Source organism: Lentzea flava (assembly GCF_014648475.1).
GTDB lineage: Bacteria > Actinomycetota > Actinomycetes > Mycobacteriales > Pseudonocardiaceae > Lentzea > Lentzea flava.
Genome location: NZ_BMRE01000005.1, coordinates 84636 through 100515 on the forward strand (window position 1 = coordinate 84636; position 15880 = coordinate 100515).

At 70.6% G+C, this 15880-nt stretch carries 10 protein-coding genes; 1 reads left to right on the forward strand and 9 read right to left on the reverse strand.

The window, feature by feature from the left end; all coding sequences use genetic code 11:
• Position 1: 1 nt before the first annotated feature.
• From IEZ09_RS09860 to IEZ09_RS09895, 8 genes are all read right to left on the reverse strand, one after another.
• Positions 2 to 1237 (reverse strand): glycosyltransferase 87 family protein, encoded by a 1236-nt coding sequence (locus tag IEZ09_RS09860; protein ID WP_189253318.1) that lies wholly within the window; start codon positions 1235 to 1237, stop codon positions 2 to 4.
• Positions 1234 to 2421, reverse strand: coding sequence for a glycosyltransferase 87 family protein (locus tag IEZ09_RS09865; protein ID WP_189253319.1), 1188 nt, complete (start codon positions 2419 to 2421; stop codon positions 1234 to 1236). Before IEZ09_RS09865 ends, IEZ09_RS09860 begins: the two co-directional genes overlap by 4 nt.
• On the reverse strand, positions 2414 to 3919 hold the full coding sequence (gene mptB / locus IEZ09_RS09870) for a polyprenol phosphomannose-dependent alpha 1,6 mannosyltransferase MptB (RefSeq protein ID WP_308202420.1): 1506 nt from the start codon (positions 3917 to 3919) through the stop codon (positions 2414 to 2416). The genes IEZ09_RS09865 and mptB overlap by 8 nt, the downstream gene beginning before the upstream one ends.
• A 151-nt stretch (positions 3920 to 4070) precedes the next feature.
• Positions 4071 to 4919 (reverse strand): NYN domain-containing protein, encoded by an 849-nt coding sequence (locus IEZ09_RS09875; RefSeq protein ID WP_189253321.1) that lies wholly within the window; start codon positions 4917 to 4919, stop codon positions 4071 to 4073.
• A gap of 53 nt (positions 4920 to 4972) precedes the next feature.
• Positions 4973 to 8086 carry a LamG-like jellyroll fold domain-containing protein gene (locus IEZ09_RS09880; protein WP_189253322.1) on the reverse strand — a complete coding sequence of 1038 codons (3114 nt, stop codon included), beginning with the start codon at positions 8084 to 8086 and terminating at the stop codon, positions 4973 to 4975.
• Positions 8087 to 8311: 225 nt separating this feature from the next.
• Positions 8312 to 8578, reverse strand: a complete 267-nt coding sequence (locus IEZ09_RS09885; RefSeq protein WP_189253323.1) for a DUF6510 family protein — start codon at positions 8576 to 8578, stop codon at positions 8312 to 8314.
• 13 nt (positions 8579 to 8591) lie between these two features.
• On the reverse strand, positions 8592 to 9332 hold the full coding sequence (locus IEZ09_RS09890; RefSeq protein WP_189253324.1) for a ferredoxin reductase: 741 nt from the start codon (positions 9330 to 9332) through the stop codon (positions 8592 to 8594).
• Positions 9302 to 9901 (reverse strand): sulfite oxidase-like oxidoreductase, encoded by a 600-nt coding sequence (locus IEZ09_RS09895; protein ID WP_189253325.1) that lies wholly within the window; start codon positions 9899 to 9901, stop codon positions 9302 to 9304. Before IEZ09_RS09895 ends, IEZ09_RS09890 begins: the two co-directional genes overlap by 31 nt.
• A 269-nt stretch (positions 9902 to 10170) precedes the next feature.
• On the opposite strand from IEZ09_RS09895, the gene IEZ09_RS09900 reads away from it, so the two are divergent.
• Entirely contained in the window at positions 10171 to 13155 is a 2985-nt protein-coding gene (locus IEZ09_RS09900; RefSeq protein WP_189253326.1) for a DUF4062 domain-containing protein, read from the forward strand.
• A gap of 159 nt (positions 13156 to 13314) precedes the next feature.
• Here the strand turns inward: IEZ09_RS09900 and IEZ09_RS09905 are convergent, their stop codons facing one another.
• The gene (locus tag IEZ09_RS09905; protein WP_189253327.1) at positions 13315 to 15816 is read right to left on the reverse strand and encodes a CHAT domain-containing protein; all 2502 of its coding nucleotides are present in this window, start codon (positions 15814 to 15816) and stop codon (positions 13315 to 13317) included.
• Positions 15817 to 15880: the final 64 nt, after the last annotated feature.

Here is a 15880-nt window from a genome sequence, read left to right on the forward strand (position 1 = left end):
TCTACCTGACGGCGATCGGCCTGACGGTGTTCTTCAGGTCCGTCGAGCGGATCCGCAGGGCACCGGTGAGGGCTACCGCGATCACGACCAGCGTGACCAGCGCGAACGCCGGGTAGACCCACCCGACCGCGGACAGCCAGCCGGGCCGGCTGATCGTCCAGATCGTCGGCTGCCGGTGCAGCTGGAACGCGATCACGTCCCAGAACATGACGGGAACCCACAGCACCAGCAGCGTGGTGCGAGCCCAGGGCGCGATCCGGTGGTGCACCAGCCAGATCAGCAGCGGAGCGACCCACACCCAGTGGTGGTCCCACGAGATCGGCGAGAGCAGCAGCCCGAGGAACTGCACGGTCACCACGCCGATCAGCGCGTCACCCGCCCGCACGGCCGCCCGCAGCGCGAACCCGGTCACGATCACCGCGATCACAGCGGCGATCAGCCAGGGCCACGACATGCCCACGTCGTAGCCGAACGTCCGCGACAACGCCCCGCGCAGCGACTGGTTGTGCGCGGTGGCGATCGGCCCCACCCGGTCGGGGTCGCCGAACAGCACGAACCAGTACTGCCTGGCCTGGTTGAAGTCCACGAGGAAGCCGAGGCCGACGCTCGCCGCGAACGCGACGATCGACCACAGCGCGGCCGCCCACCGGCGGGTGGCGAGGAAGTACAGGCCGGAGATCGCCGGCACGAGCTTCACCCCGGCAGTCAGGCCGATGCCGGCGCCCGCGACCCGCTGGTCCCGCGCCACCATCGCGGCCAGCACGACCGCCGCCAGCACCAGGTTGATCTGGCCGAACTCGAAGGTGTGGAAGACCGGCATCATCCACAGCAGCACCGCGGTCCACAGGATCGCCCGCTGCCGCCACAACCGGGCGTCGGTCGTCCAGCCCTCCCCCGCGACCAGCCGCAGCGTCACGCGCACGATCCAGTACAGGCACAGCACCGACAGCAGGCGGAAGCTCCACTGGGCGAGGCCCCAGAACATCCACGTCATCGGCAGGAACACCAGCGCGCCGAACGGCGGGTAGGTGAACGGCAGCGGGAAGTCCGGCGGCGAGTGCGGCGACGTCACCTGGTACAGGTCGCCGTCGAGCACGTGCGGGGCGAGCGACCAGTACACGTACAGGTCGATCGACTCGTTGCCGAACCCGGTGACGATGACCCACGTGCGGACCACCGCGGAGATCACCAGCAGCCAGGGGGCGACGGGGAGCAGCCGCTGTTCCAGTTGCCTCACAGCGCCACCTCCGCGCGTTGTCCCACGCGGAGCAGCTTCGGCACGGCCGCGAGGGTGAGCAGTCCGAGGGCCGGGTACGCCCAGCCGAGCGCGGCGAGCGGCCACGGCCTCGGAATCTCCCAAATGGACGGTTGCTGGTTGATCAGGAACGTGATCACGTCCGATCCGGTCACGACGACCCACGCCACGGCGAGCGCCGCATGTCTTGCGCCGTAGGCCATCCAGAGCACCACCGGGATGATCCACAACCAGTGATGGCTCCACGAGATGGGGGAGATCAGCAGCCCGAACAGTTGCACGGACAGCAATGCGGCCAGTTCGTCGCCCGCTCGTACCGCGGCGCGCACCGCGAACCACGTCAGTGCCGCCGACACCGCCACCGCGAGCAGCCACGGCCAGGACATCTCGACGTCGTAACCGAAAGTGCGGGACAACGCGCCGCGCAGCGACTGGTTGATCGCCGAGCCCACCGGCCCGACCCGGTCGGCCGCACCGAGCAGCTCGAACCAGTAACGCCAGGAATCCTTGGCGGACACCAGGAACCCGAGGGCCACGGTGATCGCGAAACCCACCGCCGACCACACCGCCGCGGCGAACCTGCGGGTGGCCAGGAAGTACAGCACGGAGATCCCGGGCGTCAGCTTCATCCCGACGCCCGCACCGACACCGAGTCCGGCCACCGCCTGCCGGGTCGCCATCATCGCGGCGAACACCCCGGCGACGAGGACGAGGTTGATCTGTCCGAAGTCGAGCGTCTTGCGCACCGGCTCGCACCACAGGGCCAGCGCGGTCCACAGCAAGGCCCGGCGCGACCACTTGGCGTCGTACGGCTGATCCGCCTTGGCCGCCAGCGACTTCAGCGCCGTCCGCACGAGCCACCACAGGCAGAACACCGACAGCACCTGCCACACGATGCGCGCGGCGAGCCACGGCAGCGCCGACACCGGCAGGAACACCATCGCCGCGAAGGGCGGGTAGGTGAACGGCAGCGGGAAGTCGGCCGTGAACGGCATGTTGATGTCGTAGAGCTGGTCCGTGAGGACGTTCGGGGCGAGGCTCCAGTAGACCTTGAGGTCGATCATCCCCCAGTCCGCCGGGTTGCCCAGCGTCCAGGCGTGGAGGGCGAGCGACACGCCCAGCACCAGCGGCGCGAACCGCAACGCGCGGCTCTCGAGCTCACCCACCGTTTCCTCCGACGAGTTGCGTTGATCCGGCAACGACGGGCGCGGGTTGCAGCAGTGCCCGTCCGACCCACACGCCGGCGAGCACCGTCGCGGCGAAGTAGGGCCACCACACCCAGGGGTTCATGTCGTCGTAGGTCCAGCGGGCGACAATCGTGCCGTCGGGCAACGTGACCAGCACCATCCAGACCGACACACCGGCCAGCACGGCGACCATGCGGTTCTTCCACGGGAACGCCGCGGCCAGCGCCAGCGACCACGTGAAGTACCAGGGCAGCACGGACGGCGCCAGCACCGTCGCGGCGAGCAGGGCGATGGTGGCGCGCCGGACCGCTTCGACACCGCCCTGTCTGGCGAGCCACCACTGCCGCACCAGCACGCCGGCGAGCAGCACCACGCCCGCGGCGCGGAACACGCTGAGGAAGCCGAGCCGGGTGAAGCCGGGCAGGTACTGGCCGACCCCGTAGAAGAGGATCTCCGCCACCGCGCACGGCAACGACATCCACGTCAGCAACGGACCCTGCGACCGCAACACGTTGATCCAGCCGAGGTCGACGCCCGCGAGGACGGTGGCCGCGGAGAAGGTGAGCACGAAGACTGCTCCGGCGGTAATGGCCGCGGTGAGGAAGCGGTGCCGTGCCGGACCGGACAGCCGCGCCGCCCACACCCACACGAGGAACGGCGCGACCAGCACCGCGGTGGCTTTCACGGCGGTGGCCAGGGCGATGAACGCGAACCCCGTGAGGTGCCTGCGGTCGAGCACCTTCACCACGCCGACCACCATCAGCCCGACCATGAGGATGTCGTTGTGCGCACCGCCGATGCCCAGCGCCACCACCAACGGGTTGGCCACCGTGAGCCACAACGCCGTCGAGTTCCGCCCGCCCAGATGCCGGGTGAGGCGCGGAATCGCCCAGCCGAGCAGCACGAGCCCGGTGAGCACGGCGAGGCGCATGAAGATCGCGCCGAGGATGACGTTGTCACCGGTCAGGAAGACCGTGACCTTGCCGAGCAGCAGGAACAACGGCCCGTACGGCGACGGCGTGTCCTGCCACAGCCCCGCGACGTTGCCCCGCAGCGGCAGATCCAGCACGGACGCGCCCTCGGCGTACGGGTCGAAGCCGCGCAACGCCACCGCACCCTGCGCGAGGTAGCTGTAGACGTCCCGGCTGTACAACGGCGGCGCGATGATCAGCGGCGCGGTCCACGCCGCCGCGGCCACCGACACGACCCGGCCACCGGCCTCACCGGTGAGCACCAGCCGCCCGAGCCGCACCCACGACAGCACCATCAGCCCGAGCCCGGCGAACAGCACCATGAACGCCAGGTCGTGGCCGTGGCCGTACCTGATCGCGTTCAGCATCGTCCCGCTCAGCAGCGGGTCACGGCGGACGATCGCACCGGCGCCCAGCCCGCCGACGGCGAGCATCACGGCGCCGAACACGCCTGGCCAGAGAATTCGCCGCGGGATACGCCGGAGCACAGCTCCAACAGCGGTCACAACAACTACGCGCCCTTCGTCCCCTGCGGCGAGTAGTGCTGCGGGGTGAGTACAGACCGGAATGACCCCGATGCAATCACAAGATCAACCCGCGGGCCACGAAGAAGCACCGGCAAGAACCACATCACACTTCTGCCGGTACTTCTTCCTGTCATCTGTCGTCGAGGCGCACCAGCAGTGCCCTGGGGTACTTGCGGCCCGGCATCGGCACCGGCGACCCGGTGAACGACACCGGTGTCCCGGCCAGCAGCAACGTCAGCCCTTCCGGCAGGTCGTCACGCGACACGAACCACGAACCGCCGCGCGTGTCGGTGATGAACCCGTGCGACTGCCCGGACTTCCACGTCGTCACGGTCCCCCGCCGGCGACCGCGCGGCGCGCCCACCGGCGAGGCGACGGCCTCCGACGACCGCACGAACGCGCGCCGCAACGGGTACTCGGACAGGTCCGCCGGCGCGAACAGCTCGTCGAAACCGGGCGTGAACGGGGTCGCGGCGCGCAGCGGTGCGGCGGTGCGCGGGGTCCAGGCCGGCGCGCTGTCGACGGTCCGGACGTCGACGACCGGGACGACCACGTGCACGCCGCGTTCGGTCAGCCTGGTCACGAGCGGGGCGAAGTCGGCGTCGCCGGTGAGCAGGACGACCCACTGCAGCGGCACGGTGGTGGCGCGGTCCCAGGCCTCGAGCGCCAGCTGGACGTCGACGCCCTTCTCCTTGCCGCCGTGCAGGGGCAGGTCGTGCCGGGTCACCCCGGCGGCGCTCAGCACCGCGTCGAACGACGCGGCCGGGGTCTCGATGCGGCCGCGGACGTAGTGCGCCTCGGACACCACGCACTCGTCGAGCGGGCGGCCGGTCTCGGTGTGGACGTACCAGCGCAGGGCGTCGTGCAGACCGTCCAGCGAGATCCGGGCGGCCCGCGCGTGCGCTGTCGCGTAGAAGTCGCTGAGATACGCGAACCACGTGCCGTCGTAGAACACGCCGATGCGGACGATCTTCCCCATTGGACAGAGATTACCTGCGAGGTGCTGGACCAGCCGGTCCAGCACCTCGCCGCTCACCCCGCGAGTTCCGCGTCCGTCAGAGCGCGGCCCACGACGCTGACGTCGTCGATCGCGCCAAGCCAGAAGTCCACGTTCTGGCCACCGAACTTCGCGCGTCCCACCGTGAACGCCCCGGTGCTCACGATCGCCGGTCCGGCCGGCGCCGTCGCGACCCGCACACCGTCGACGTAGAGGCGGATCTCGTTGCCCGCCCGCACTCCCGTGAGCTCGTACCAGCGGCCGAGCTCCGGGGTGATCTCGTGGCGGGCCCGGTTGCCACCCGGCGTGCTGAACGCGAACGCGCCCTGCCCGTACTGCAGGTAGAACGGGTTCTCCCGCTCCCTGCCGTCCTGGCTCACGGCGGTGGCGTAGTTGCCGGGCAGCTCGTCCAGCCGCACCCGCGCGGACACCGTGTAGTCGCCGGTCGTGTCGACCACGGGACCGTAGGTGTCCGCGGAGCCGCCGGTGAACTCCAGCGCACCGGACTTCCAGGTGACACCGGTCGGGCTCAGCGTCAGCGGGTTGCCGCCGCCGCTGGAGTCCTTCGCCACCGTTCCCCTGCCTTCGTCGAGCTTCCACTCGCCGCGCGCCGCATAGGGGTACGGCGTGCCCGCGTTCGCCCCGGCCTCGATCACCCGCCGGTTGATCTCGCGGACGGGACCGGGATCGACCTTGATGCGCTTGCGGTCGTAGGTGTAGAACCCGTTGAGCTCGTTCTCCAGGTCGGTGACCTGCGTGTAGACCGACGCGGACAGCTCGGCGCGCGCCTGCCCGAGGTAGAACGTGCGAGTGTTGTCGACGTACTTCGCCGTCAGCGCCGCCTTGTCCGCCACGCCGCTGTAGATGTTCGCCGGCGCGCCCGGCCACTGGTGGCCAGGAGTCCGCAGGGTGAAGCCGCCGTGCTCGCCGTCCATCACGACCCGCCTGCCGTCCGGGCGTGCGGGGTCGGTGTTGTTGTAGTCGTGGTGGTCGATGACGTCGCCCCTGCCGGAGTCACCCTTGGAGGCGCAGCAGTTCACGCCGCTGTGCGCGCTGACGATCCGGCTCGGGTCGGCGGCCTTGACGTCGTCGGTGATCTGGCCGGTCACCGTGCGGTCCCACTCGCCCCAGCCCTCGTTGAACACGATCCACGCGAAGATCGACGGAGAGTTGTGCAGCTGCTTCATCATCTCGCGGTTCTCGGTCAGGAACGCCTGCCGTGCCGCGGGGTTCTCCCCGTCCTCGACGGACACGAAGTCCTGCCACACCAGCAGTCCCAGCCGGTCGGCGTGGTAGTACCAGCGGGCGGGCTCGCCCTTGATGTGCTTGCGGACCGAGTTGAAGCCGAGGTCCTTCTGCGCCTTGAGGTCGAACTCGAGCGCGGCGTCGCTCGGCGCGGTGTTCAGGCCGTCCGGGAAGAAACCCTGGTCCAGCATCATCAACGAGAAGATCGGCTTTCCGTTGAGCGTGAGCTTCTTCTGGCCGCCGACGTCCGCGATCCCGGTGGACCGCATGCCGAAGTAGCTCTTCACCCGGTCGCCGCCGAGCCTGATCTCCAGCTGGTAGAGGTACGGGTCGTCCGGCGACCACAGGTGCGGGTCGGGCACCGGCAGGGTCAGCTTCGTGTTGGCGGCACCGGTGACCGTGCCGACCTGCTTGCCGCGCGCGTCCTTCGCGACCGCCGTGACGCTGGTGTTCCCTGCGGACCTGACCTCCAGCGCCAGTGAGCTCGTGGCGAGGTCCGGCGTCATCTTCACGTCGTCGATCGCCTTGTCCGGCACGGGTTCCATCCACACGGTCTGCCAGATGCCCGACGACGGCGTGTAGAAGATGCCTCCGGGATTGCGCGACTGCTTGCCCTTGGGCTGGTGCGGGCCCGTGGTATCGGTGACCGCGACGACGATCTCCTGCTCGCCGCGCTTCAGGGCATCGGTGATGTCCGCGCTGAACGCCGTGTAGCCACCGGAGTGCTCGGCGACGAGCTTGCCGTTCACCCAGACCTTGGCCTCGTGGTCGACCGCGCCGAAGTGGAGCTTCACGCGTTGCCCCGACCAGTCGCGCGGCACGGTCACCGTGCGGCGGTAGAACATGTGGTCCTCGTGCCGTTCCAGCCCGGAGAGCTGCGACTCGATCGGGAACGGCACGATCACCCGCTCGGGCAGCCGCTGCCCGAACACCGGCTGCTGCCCGGCTTTGGCGCCCGCGAACTCCCACGGGCCGTTGAGGTTGAGCCACTTCTCGCGTTCCAGCTGCGGCCTCGGGTACTCCGGCAGCGGGTTGCGGGGGTCGACCTTCTCGCCCCAGGGCGTCCTGAGCCGCTGCTGCGACGAGTTGGCGACCGTTCGCGCGGTCTTGCCGACCTTCCTGCCGTCGACGGTCAAGGCGCCGGCGCCGTCGTAGAACAGCCGGACCCGCTGGCTCTTCAGCACTTTCTCGCTCAGCCGGACGGTGAGCCGGTTGCGGCTCGCGGTGATCACGTCGACCGGCATCGGCGTCGCGTCCACGTCGATCCGCAGATGGGCCTTCAGGTCGGCGACGTTCGTGACGCGGCCGTCGAACTCGGCCGTCAGCACCCGTCCGTCACCGGACACGGCTGCGGTGCGCGGCACGACCTGGAAGTCCGGAGGCGGCGTGAACGCGGACTCCGGCACGATCTGCTTCGGCATTCCGTCGCTCGACCAGCGCAGGAACATGTTGGCGCCGCCGGTGTCCTGGAACATCTCCAGCCGGAACTCGTACTGCCGCCCCGCGGTCAGCGGCACCGGCGCGCTGGTCTGCTCGCGGTCCCAGTCGCCCACCCAGTGGTCGATCACCGGTTTGTCGTCGACGAACAGCCGGAACCCGTTGTCCCCGATGGCGTGGAACGTGTAGTCGCCGGTCCGCGGCGCGGTGATCCGGCCGGTCCAGCGCGCGGTCGTGTGTTCGGTGCGGCCTGCCAGGAAGCCGAAGACCGAGGTCAGGTCCGGGTGGTTCACCTCGGCGTCCAGCACGGTGCCCGCGAGGGTCGCGAAGTCCCGCGCGCCGGGCGCCGACATGCTGAAGTACTCGCCTTTCAGGCCGTGCACGGGCTCGGCGGCACCCGCGGGTGGTGTGCCGGGCGCGACGCCCAGCGCCAGCAGCGCGACGAGTACGGGGGCGGCTTTTCTCATCGGCGAGGTCCCCTTCGTTTTTACAACGTTGTAAGAGCGCTCCCATCTATCCACGCACAGGGTTCGGAGGCCGGGCTACCTCCGATCGGAGGTATCGGCCATGTCAAACCGGACAGAATTCCGTGCAGCGTGGGAGCGCGCCCACACCCGCGTTCTGGCTCGATGAACGGCGCTTTTGTTCACCTGGGGTGGACAAAAGCGCCGTTCATCGTCCTCGCCGAGCGGTCAGGACGGCAGCGGGATTTCCAGGCTCACCGTGCCGCGCAGGTCCAGCCACGCGCGGCCGGGCGCGCGCACCAGGCGCAGCACGACCTCCTCGCAGTGCGGGCAGCGTGCGACGAGGCCGGGCGCGTTCTGGTAGACCCGCAAGGTCGCCACCGAGCCCCGGTACCCACAGCCCGCGCACTGCCCCGTCGCCACCGTCAGGTCCACCGCGAAGATCTCCCGCAGGTCGCCCGCGAGCGCGTTGCCGTCGACGTGGTCGTCGCTCATCGGTGGTCTCCTGTCAGCCGAAGCGTTCGGTGCGGACACGGCGGGGGTCGTGGCCCAGCGCCACGAGGATGTCGGACACCGTCTCGACGAAACCGGTGGGCCCGCACACGAAGCAGTTCGGGGTGAACTCGGCGGGCCAGCCGTGCGTGTTCAGGGTGGCCACACCCAGCCGGCCCGGCGGCTCCGGAGACCCTTCCGGGGCCTGCCGGGTGTACACGAGCCGCACGTCCAGCCCGGCGTCCTCGCGGGCACGCTGCCGCAACTCGTCCGCGAACATCACGTCGTCAGGCGTGCGCACCGAGTACACCAGCCGGAACGGCACACGGCTGCCCTCCGCGGCCCGCGTGCGGATCATCGCCATCAGCGGTGCGATGCCGGACCCGCCCGCGACCAGCGTCACCGGTGCCGGGTCGGCCGCCCGCCACACGAACCAGCCGCCGACCGGCCCGCGCAGCTCGATCTGGTCGCCCACCGACAGCACGTCGCACAGGTACGGCGACACCTCGCCGTCGGCCACCCGCTGCACGGCCAGCTCGACCCGGTCGCCGTCCGGTGCCGACGAGACGGAGTAGCTGCGCTGCACCGAATATCCGTCCTCGGCGGTGAGCCGCACGTCGACGTGCTGGCCCGGCAGGTGTCCCGGCCAGCCGGGCACGTCGAACACCAGGCTGCGCGCGCTCTTGGTGAGATCGGAGGCGTCGGCCAGTTCGGCCACCCGCCAGGTCAGTCGCCCTGATACCGCTGCTCGCGCCATGGGTCTCCGTAGTCGTGATAGCCGGCGGTCTCCCAGAAACCGGGTTCGTCCTCGAGCAGCAGCTGGATGCCGCGCACCCACTTGGCCGACTTCCAGAAGTACAGGTGCGGCACCAGCAACCGCGCCGGCCCGCCGTGCTCCGGCGTGAGATCCTCGTCGTCGTAGCGGTAGGCGATCCACGCCTGGCCGTCGAGCAGGTCCTCCAGCGGCAGGTTGGTCGTGTAGCCGCCGTAGGAGTGCACGAGCGCGAAGTCCGCCGCCGTCTCCACCTCCTCCAGCAGCACGTCCAGCGACACGCCCTTCCACCGGGTCCGCAGCTTGGACCACTTGGTGACGCAGTGGATGTCCGTGGTGATCTTCTCCGCGGGCAGCTCCATCAGCTGCTGCCACGACCAGGTGTGCTTCTGGCCGGCCTCGGTGCTGACGGTGAACTCCCACCGGTCGGTCGGCACGCGCGGTGTCGGGCCCGCGGTGAGCACGGGGAAGTCCTCGGTGAGGTACTGCCCCGGCGGCAGCTGCACGTCCGGCGACTGGCGCCGGCCGGTGAAGCCGGGTGAGACGATCGGCATGGGTGCAGTACACAGCACCGGCCGCGAACGCGCCACGCACTGGTCGCGCGGTCCTGGTGCCGTTGGCTCGCGGGGAACCGGCCTGCTTTGTCTGCACCACTGTTGTGCCGCAGGGGAACACCTGCGCGACCACCGGCACGAGCAGGCGCTGGTCCTGCTCGGAACCTCGACACCGGTCAAGCCACCGGAATTTCCACTCCGGAGCGCATAAGGTGCCTTCACCGCAACGGTTGCGTCGGTTTACGGCCGAATGATCGTACTGTGGCGCAGTGGATCCACACAGGCCGCAACCACGCCGCTACCCGGGCGTCGTCGTGTCGAGCACGTTCGAGGATCTCGAGGAGCATCGTGCCGCGCTGATGCGGGCGATCGAGGGTCAGCACCTGCACCCGGTGGCGATGGAGCAGGACGCGGCGTTGCCGGCCGGCACGGTCGTCGAGGCGTCGCTGAGCAAGGTGCGCCACGCGGCCGCCTACGTCGGGGTGATCAGCCACCGGTACGGCCAGGTGCCGGAGTGCGAGGAGAACCCGGACCGGCTCTCGCTCACCGAACTGGAGTTCCGGGAAGCACGCAGACTGGGCCTGCCGATCCTGATCTTCATCATGGGGCCGGGCCATCCCGTGGTCGCCGGCGCGGTGGAAGTCGATCCCGACAAGCGGCGGAAGCTGGAGGCGTTCCGGGAGGAGGCCAAACGCGCGTCCGCGGGCGGCTCGGTTCATCGCGTGTACCGGGTGTTCAACGACCTGGCCGACTTCTCGGCGGCCGCCACGCAGTCCGTCGCCGAGCTGCGCTGGCACCTCACGTCGGCTCCCGCGCAGGACGGTGACCTCGACATTCCGGCTCCGCCCGCGCTCTACGCCCACCCGAGCTACATCGGGTCGCACACGTTCGTCGGCAGGCGGGCTCAGCTCGCGACGCTGAACGACTGGGCGGACGCCGCCGACCAGCACCCCGTGCTGCTCTTCGAGTCGATCGGGGGTGCCGGGAAGAGCATGCTCTCGTGGGAGTGGATCACGCGTCATGCCCCCGCCGTCCGCCGCGACTGGGCCGGCCGGTTCTGGTACTCGTTCTACGAGAAGGGCGCGGTGATGGACGACTTCTGCCGCCGCGCCCTCGCCTACACGACGATGCGTCCGGTGAGCGAGTTCGCGACGAAGGGGTCGCCCGAGGTCGCGGAGCTCCTCGTGCGGCAGCTCAAGCGTCACCCGTGGCTCTTCGTCCTCGATGGACTCGAACGGGTTCTCGCCGCCTACCACCACTACGACGCGTCGCAGCTGCTCGACGACCGCGCGGCCGAGTCGGACGACATCACCGACCGCGATCCGTGCAGCGCGATCCGCCCCGAGGACGAGGATCTCCTGCGGCAGCTCGCGGGCGCGGAGCCGTCAAAGATCCTCATCACCTCCCGCCTCGTGCCCTCCGTGCTGCTCAACACGTCGAACCACCCGATTCCCGGCGTGCTGCACGAACGCCTGCCAGGGCTGCGGCCCGCCGACGCCGAGGCCCTGCTGCGCAGCTGCAACGTCACCGGCGATTCCGCGGCCATACGCGCGTACCTGAAGCGGCATTGCGACTGCCACCCGCTGGTGACCGGGGTCGTGGCCGGCCTGGTCAACGGCTACCTCCCCGCGCGCGGCGACTTCGACGCCTGGGCCGCCGATCCGCACCACGGCGGCCATCTCAAACTCTCCGAGCTCGACCTCGTCGGGAAGCGCAACCACATCCTGCGCGCGGCACTGGCGGCGCTGCCGGAACCGAGCTGGCGGCTGCTCAACACGCTGGCGTTGCTCTCGGAGACCGTCGACTACGAGACGCTCTGCGCGTTCAACCCGCACCTGCCGCTCGACCGATCGGTGGAACCCGAGGAGCAGGCGGCGGCCCTGCACAAGCTCAGCGCGACCGTGCACGACCTCGAACACCGCGGGCTGCTGCAGTACGACCGGCGAACCCAGCGCTACGACATCCACCCCGTGGTGCGCGGTGTCACGGCCGGTGGACTGCTCAAGGAGGACGTGCACCTCATCGGGCAGCGCATGGTCGACCACTTCACCGCGCGGTGGGAGAACCCCTGGCGCGCCGAGCCCGAGAGCGTGGAGGACCTGCGCCACGGGATGACGCTGGTGCGCACACTCGTCCAGCTGAACCGCATCCACGAGGCGGGCCTGCGGTACACCGAGCTGGGCGGTGCGCTGGTGCACAAGCTCGAAGCGTTTCCGGAGGTTCTCTCGCTCCTGCAACCGTTCTTCACGCACGGCTGGTCGGCACCGCATCGCGACCTCATCACCGAACAGGCCGCGTCCCTCGCGACCGATGCGGCGTGCGCGTTGACGAGGGTGGGCGAGCTGGAACGCGCCCTCGCGCTGCACGGTCTCGCGCTGACCAAGAACATCGACAGCGGCAACTCGGTGCGTGCTGTGGTGAACCTGGCGAACGCGGCCACCACGCTCGACGGGTTGAACCGGCTGGCGCGGACCGACCGGGTGGTGCGCCTCGCGCTGGAGCTGGCCGAGCTGTACCCGAACGGCAGGGCGTTGTTCGTGGCGCGCCTCGCGACGTTCGAACGCCTCGTCGACGCGGGACAGGAGGCGGAGGCCGAGAAGATGTGGGCGTCGCTCGACTTCCTGCACAGCTGGGACTACGCCGCACGCCGCAGCGGACAGGCGGAGATCGTGAACGCGTACTTCAAGCTGCGCACCGGCCGGCTGTCCGACTCGGAGCTGACGTCGATCGAGAAGCACGCGCGTGCGACGAACAGCAAAGCACTGCAGCGCAAGGTGCACAGGATGAGAGGGAACCTGTTCCTGCAGCTGGAGGACTGGGGTGCCGCCGCGCACGAGCTCGGCGAGGCGATGCGGATGGCGCGCACGTCCGACATCCACGACACCGACACAGCCACGAAACTCGTGCTCGCCAGGCTCCACTCAGGACAGTCGTCGAATGCCGCGGCGGAGGCCGGACGGCTCTCCTCCGGCGACCGGCCGGCGCACGCACCGCTCGCCCTGCTGTGGCGGGCGCTCGGTGAGGACGAGAAGGCTCTCGCGCACGCAGTACTGGCGTACCGGAGGGCCTGGGCCGATGGTGAGCCGCACGTCCGTCGTTACGACCTGAGGGAAGCGTCCTTGCTGCTGCACGATCTGGGTGCGGCTCAACCACAGCTTCCGCCGTACGACCCGGCGAGCGATCCCCCGCTGCCGTGGGAGGTGAAGGTCCGCAAGGAAGTGAGGAACCGGCGCGACGCCAGGAGATCGACCTAGTGGCGCGTCTCGGAACGTTGGCGAGGTAATCCACGCTCAGCAGGGCACCTCGCGGCACCGCCCCCACGCCCCCGTACAACCAGTACGAGGACGTGGGGGCGGTGCCGCGATGCACCCGTCTGACCGCGAATTCCCCCGGCAACGTTCCGAGCCACACCACTAGGCACCCACGCAGACGAAGCCGTTCGGCTCGCCGAGTTCCTCCTGCGCCTCCGCCAACGCCAGCGCGGGGTCCGCTCCGTCCCGCAACCGGCGGTGCAGCGCGACCATGAGGTCCTTGGTCCCGGCGTCCGGGACCGGGACGACCGAGGCGATCAGCTGGGACACGCCGCGTTCGAGGAACGTCGCGGCAAGGCCGAGGAGTTCGTTGCCCGACACCACGACCGGCCTGCCGACGTCGCAGGCGGCCATGATCACGGTCTCCGGGACCTGGTCGAGGCGCGCGACGTCGTGGACGACCAGCGGGCCGTCGTGCAGCGAGAGGGCCGAGAACAGCGGGTTGTCCGGGTTGAGCCGGCCGTGGGCGGCGAGGTGCACGGTGCCGGCCGTCGCGAGGGCCTTCAGGACGTCGTCGACGGTCGCGTGGTGCGGCTGGGCGATCTGGTGGATCTCCGCCACGGCCGCGGCTTCCTCCTCGGCGCCGGGCAGGCCGGGGCCGCTCGCCACCGCGAAGGTGCGCGGGCGGGGAGGCTGGGTCGCGGCGGCCTGCCACAGCGTTGCCGACGGTGAGACCACGACCGGTTTTCCGCGGCACGACGGCAAAGCCGACCACGGGACGTCGTGCAGCACGCCCGTGGGCACGACCACCAGGGGCCGGTCGTCGCGCGGCAGGAGCAGCGCGTCGAGCCTCGCCGCGGTGGTCTCCAGCAGCGTCCTGATCTCCTGGCGCGGGCGTCTGGCCAGGTGCCGCAAGGCGAACGGCACCCGTTCGAGCAGATCGCCGACCTCGCGAACGGAGCCGACGGTGCGCAGGTCCAGCCGTCCGTCCGCGAGAGTCGACGCCAGCAGTGCGCCGTCGATCTCGATGAACTGGACCAGCACCCGGTCGCCGAGGTCCAGTTCGGACGGCCGGACGGGTTCCGCTGGACCGGCGCCGTCCGCCCGGAGCAGGCGGCTGCGGTTCTTGATCCGGCGTTCCAGTTCCAACTGGCGTTGTCGGAGCTTCGGCGTGGGGCTGTTCTCCAGCTCGTGTGCCGTGGCGCGCAACAGGGGCAGCAACGAGGCTAGTTCGGGGTCGTCCGGCGGACGGACCTCACGGCGGAGGAACCTGCTGGCCCGGCCGCGTTCTGCCCATTCGAAGACGTCGGCGGGCTTGCCGGTGCTCAACGCGATGCGCAGGCCCAGCGAGGCCAGGTCGGCGCGGTGCGCGGCCGAGTGGGCGCGGAGGTCGCCGGTGCCGAGAGCCGCGTGGTTCTCGTCGAGGACGCGGAGACCGGTTCTGGCCGCGGCCAGCGCGGAACGGGGATCGGAACGCCGGCGCAGCAGGGCTTCCGCGTACCAGCCGCGAGCACGCACCGCGGCCGGGCCGCGCACCCGCGCGCGGCTCGCGACGGTCAGGTGCGCGACCGCGCGAGCCGGTTGTCTTCGGCGCTCGGCGACGGACGCGAGGTCGAGGTGCGCCTGGACGACGGCGGCCGGGCGGCCCCGCAACGCCGCGATCATGCCGTCGGGATCGCTGATCCGGCACGGCTTTCCCGACTTCAACGCCGCCCGCAGCACCGTGGCGCGGGCCAGCGCGGCGTGGTGGTCGCGGCCCTGCCGGGTGAACTGGGCGAGCGCGGCGCGGGCGTGCCGGCCGGCGGCGGCCCAGTCGGAGGCCAGCAGCGCGGCGTCCGCGAGCAGCAGGCGGGCCTCCGGGACCTTGAGGCGGCGCCCCTCCGCGCGGAACGCCTCGACCGCCTGGGAAGCGTGCTCGCGGGCCTCGTTCACCAGGCCCACGGACAGCAGCAGCTCCGCGCGGTCCTGCAGCACCGGCGCGAGCTGGCCGCCGTGCAGGCCGATGATCTCCTCGGCCCTGTCCAGGTGCGCCAGCGCGGCCGGGACGTCACCGCGGCGGCCCTCCACGAAGCCCAGGTTCTCGGCGATGATCCCGACCACGAGGTCGCGGCCCAGTTCCCCGGCCAGCCGCTCGGCCTCCAGCAGGTCCTTCACGGCGGCGGCGAAGTTCTGCCGCTCGGCCTGCAGGATGCCGCGGTTGACCAGGTTCCGCTGCTGACCGAGCTTGTCACCGCTGCGGCGGAACGCGCGGTCGACGGCCTGGTAGTCGGAGAACGCCTCGTCCAGCCTGCCCAGGTGGTAGAGGATCACGGCGCGCTGACCGCGTGCGCGCGCACCCAGCAACGGCACCGCCAGGTCCACCTCGCGCAGGGCCGCCGCGGCACGGCCCTGGTGCACCAGGGCGAACGCGAGCTTCATCCGGCTTTCCGCGGCCGCCCTGCCCTCGCCGAGCCGGACCGCGCGGCGCAGATGGGTGACGGCGTCGCTCACCTGTCCCGTCTGCGCCAGGGCGTGGCCCCACGCCTGTTCGGCCAGGGCGCGGGCCGCGGTGTCCCCTCGGGACTCCCGCACGATCCGCGCGGCCACCGGGATCGCCTTGACCGGGTCGACGTCGGCGAGCCGCATCGCCTCGCGCGCCGCGTGTAACACCGGTCCCGGCAGCATGATGACCAAGGTATCAACGCGGCGCGCGGCGGCATCGGTTCAGCGAGAACTCACCACGGAGGCT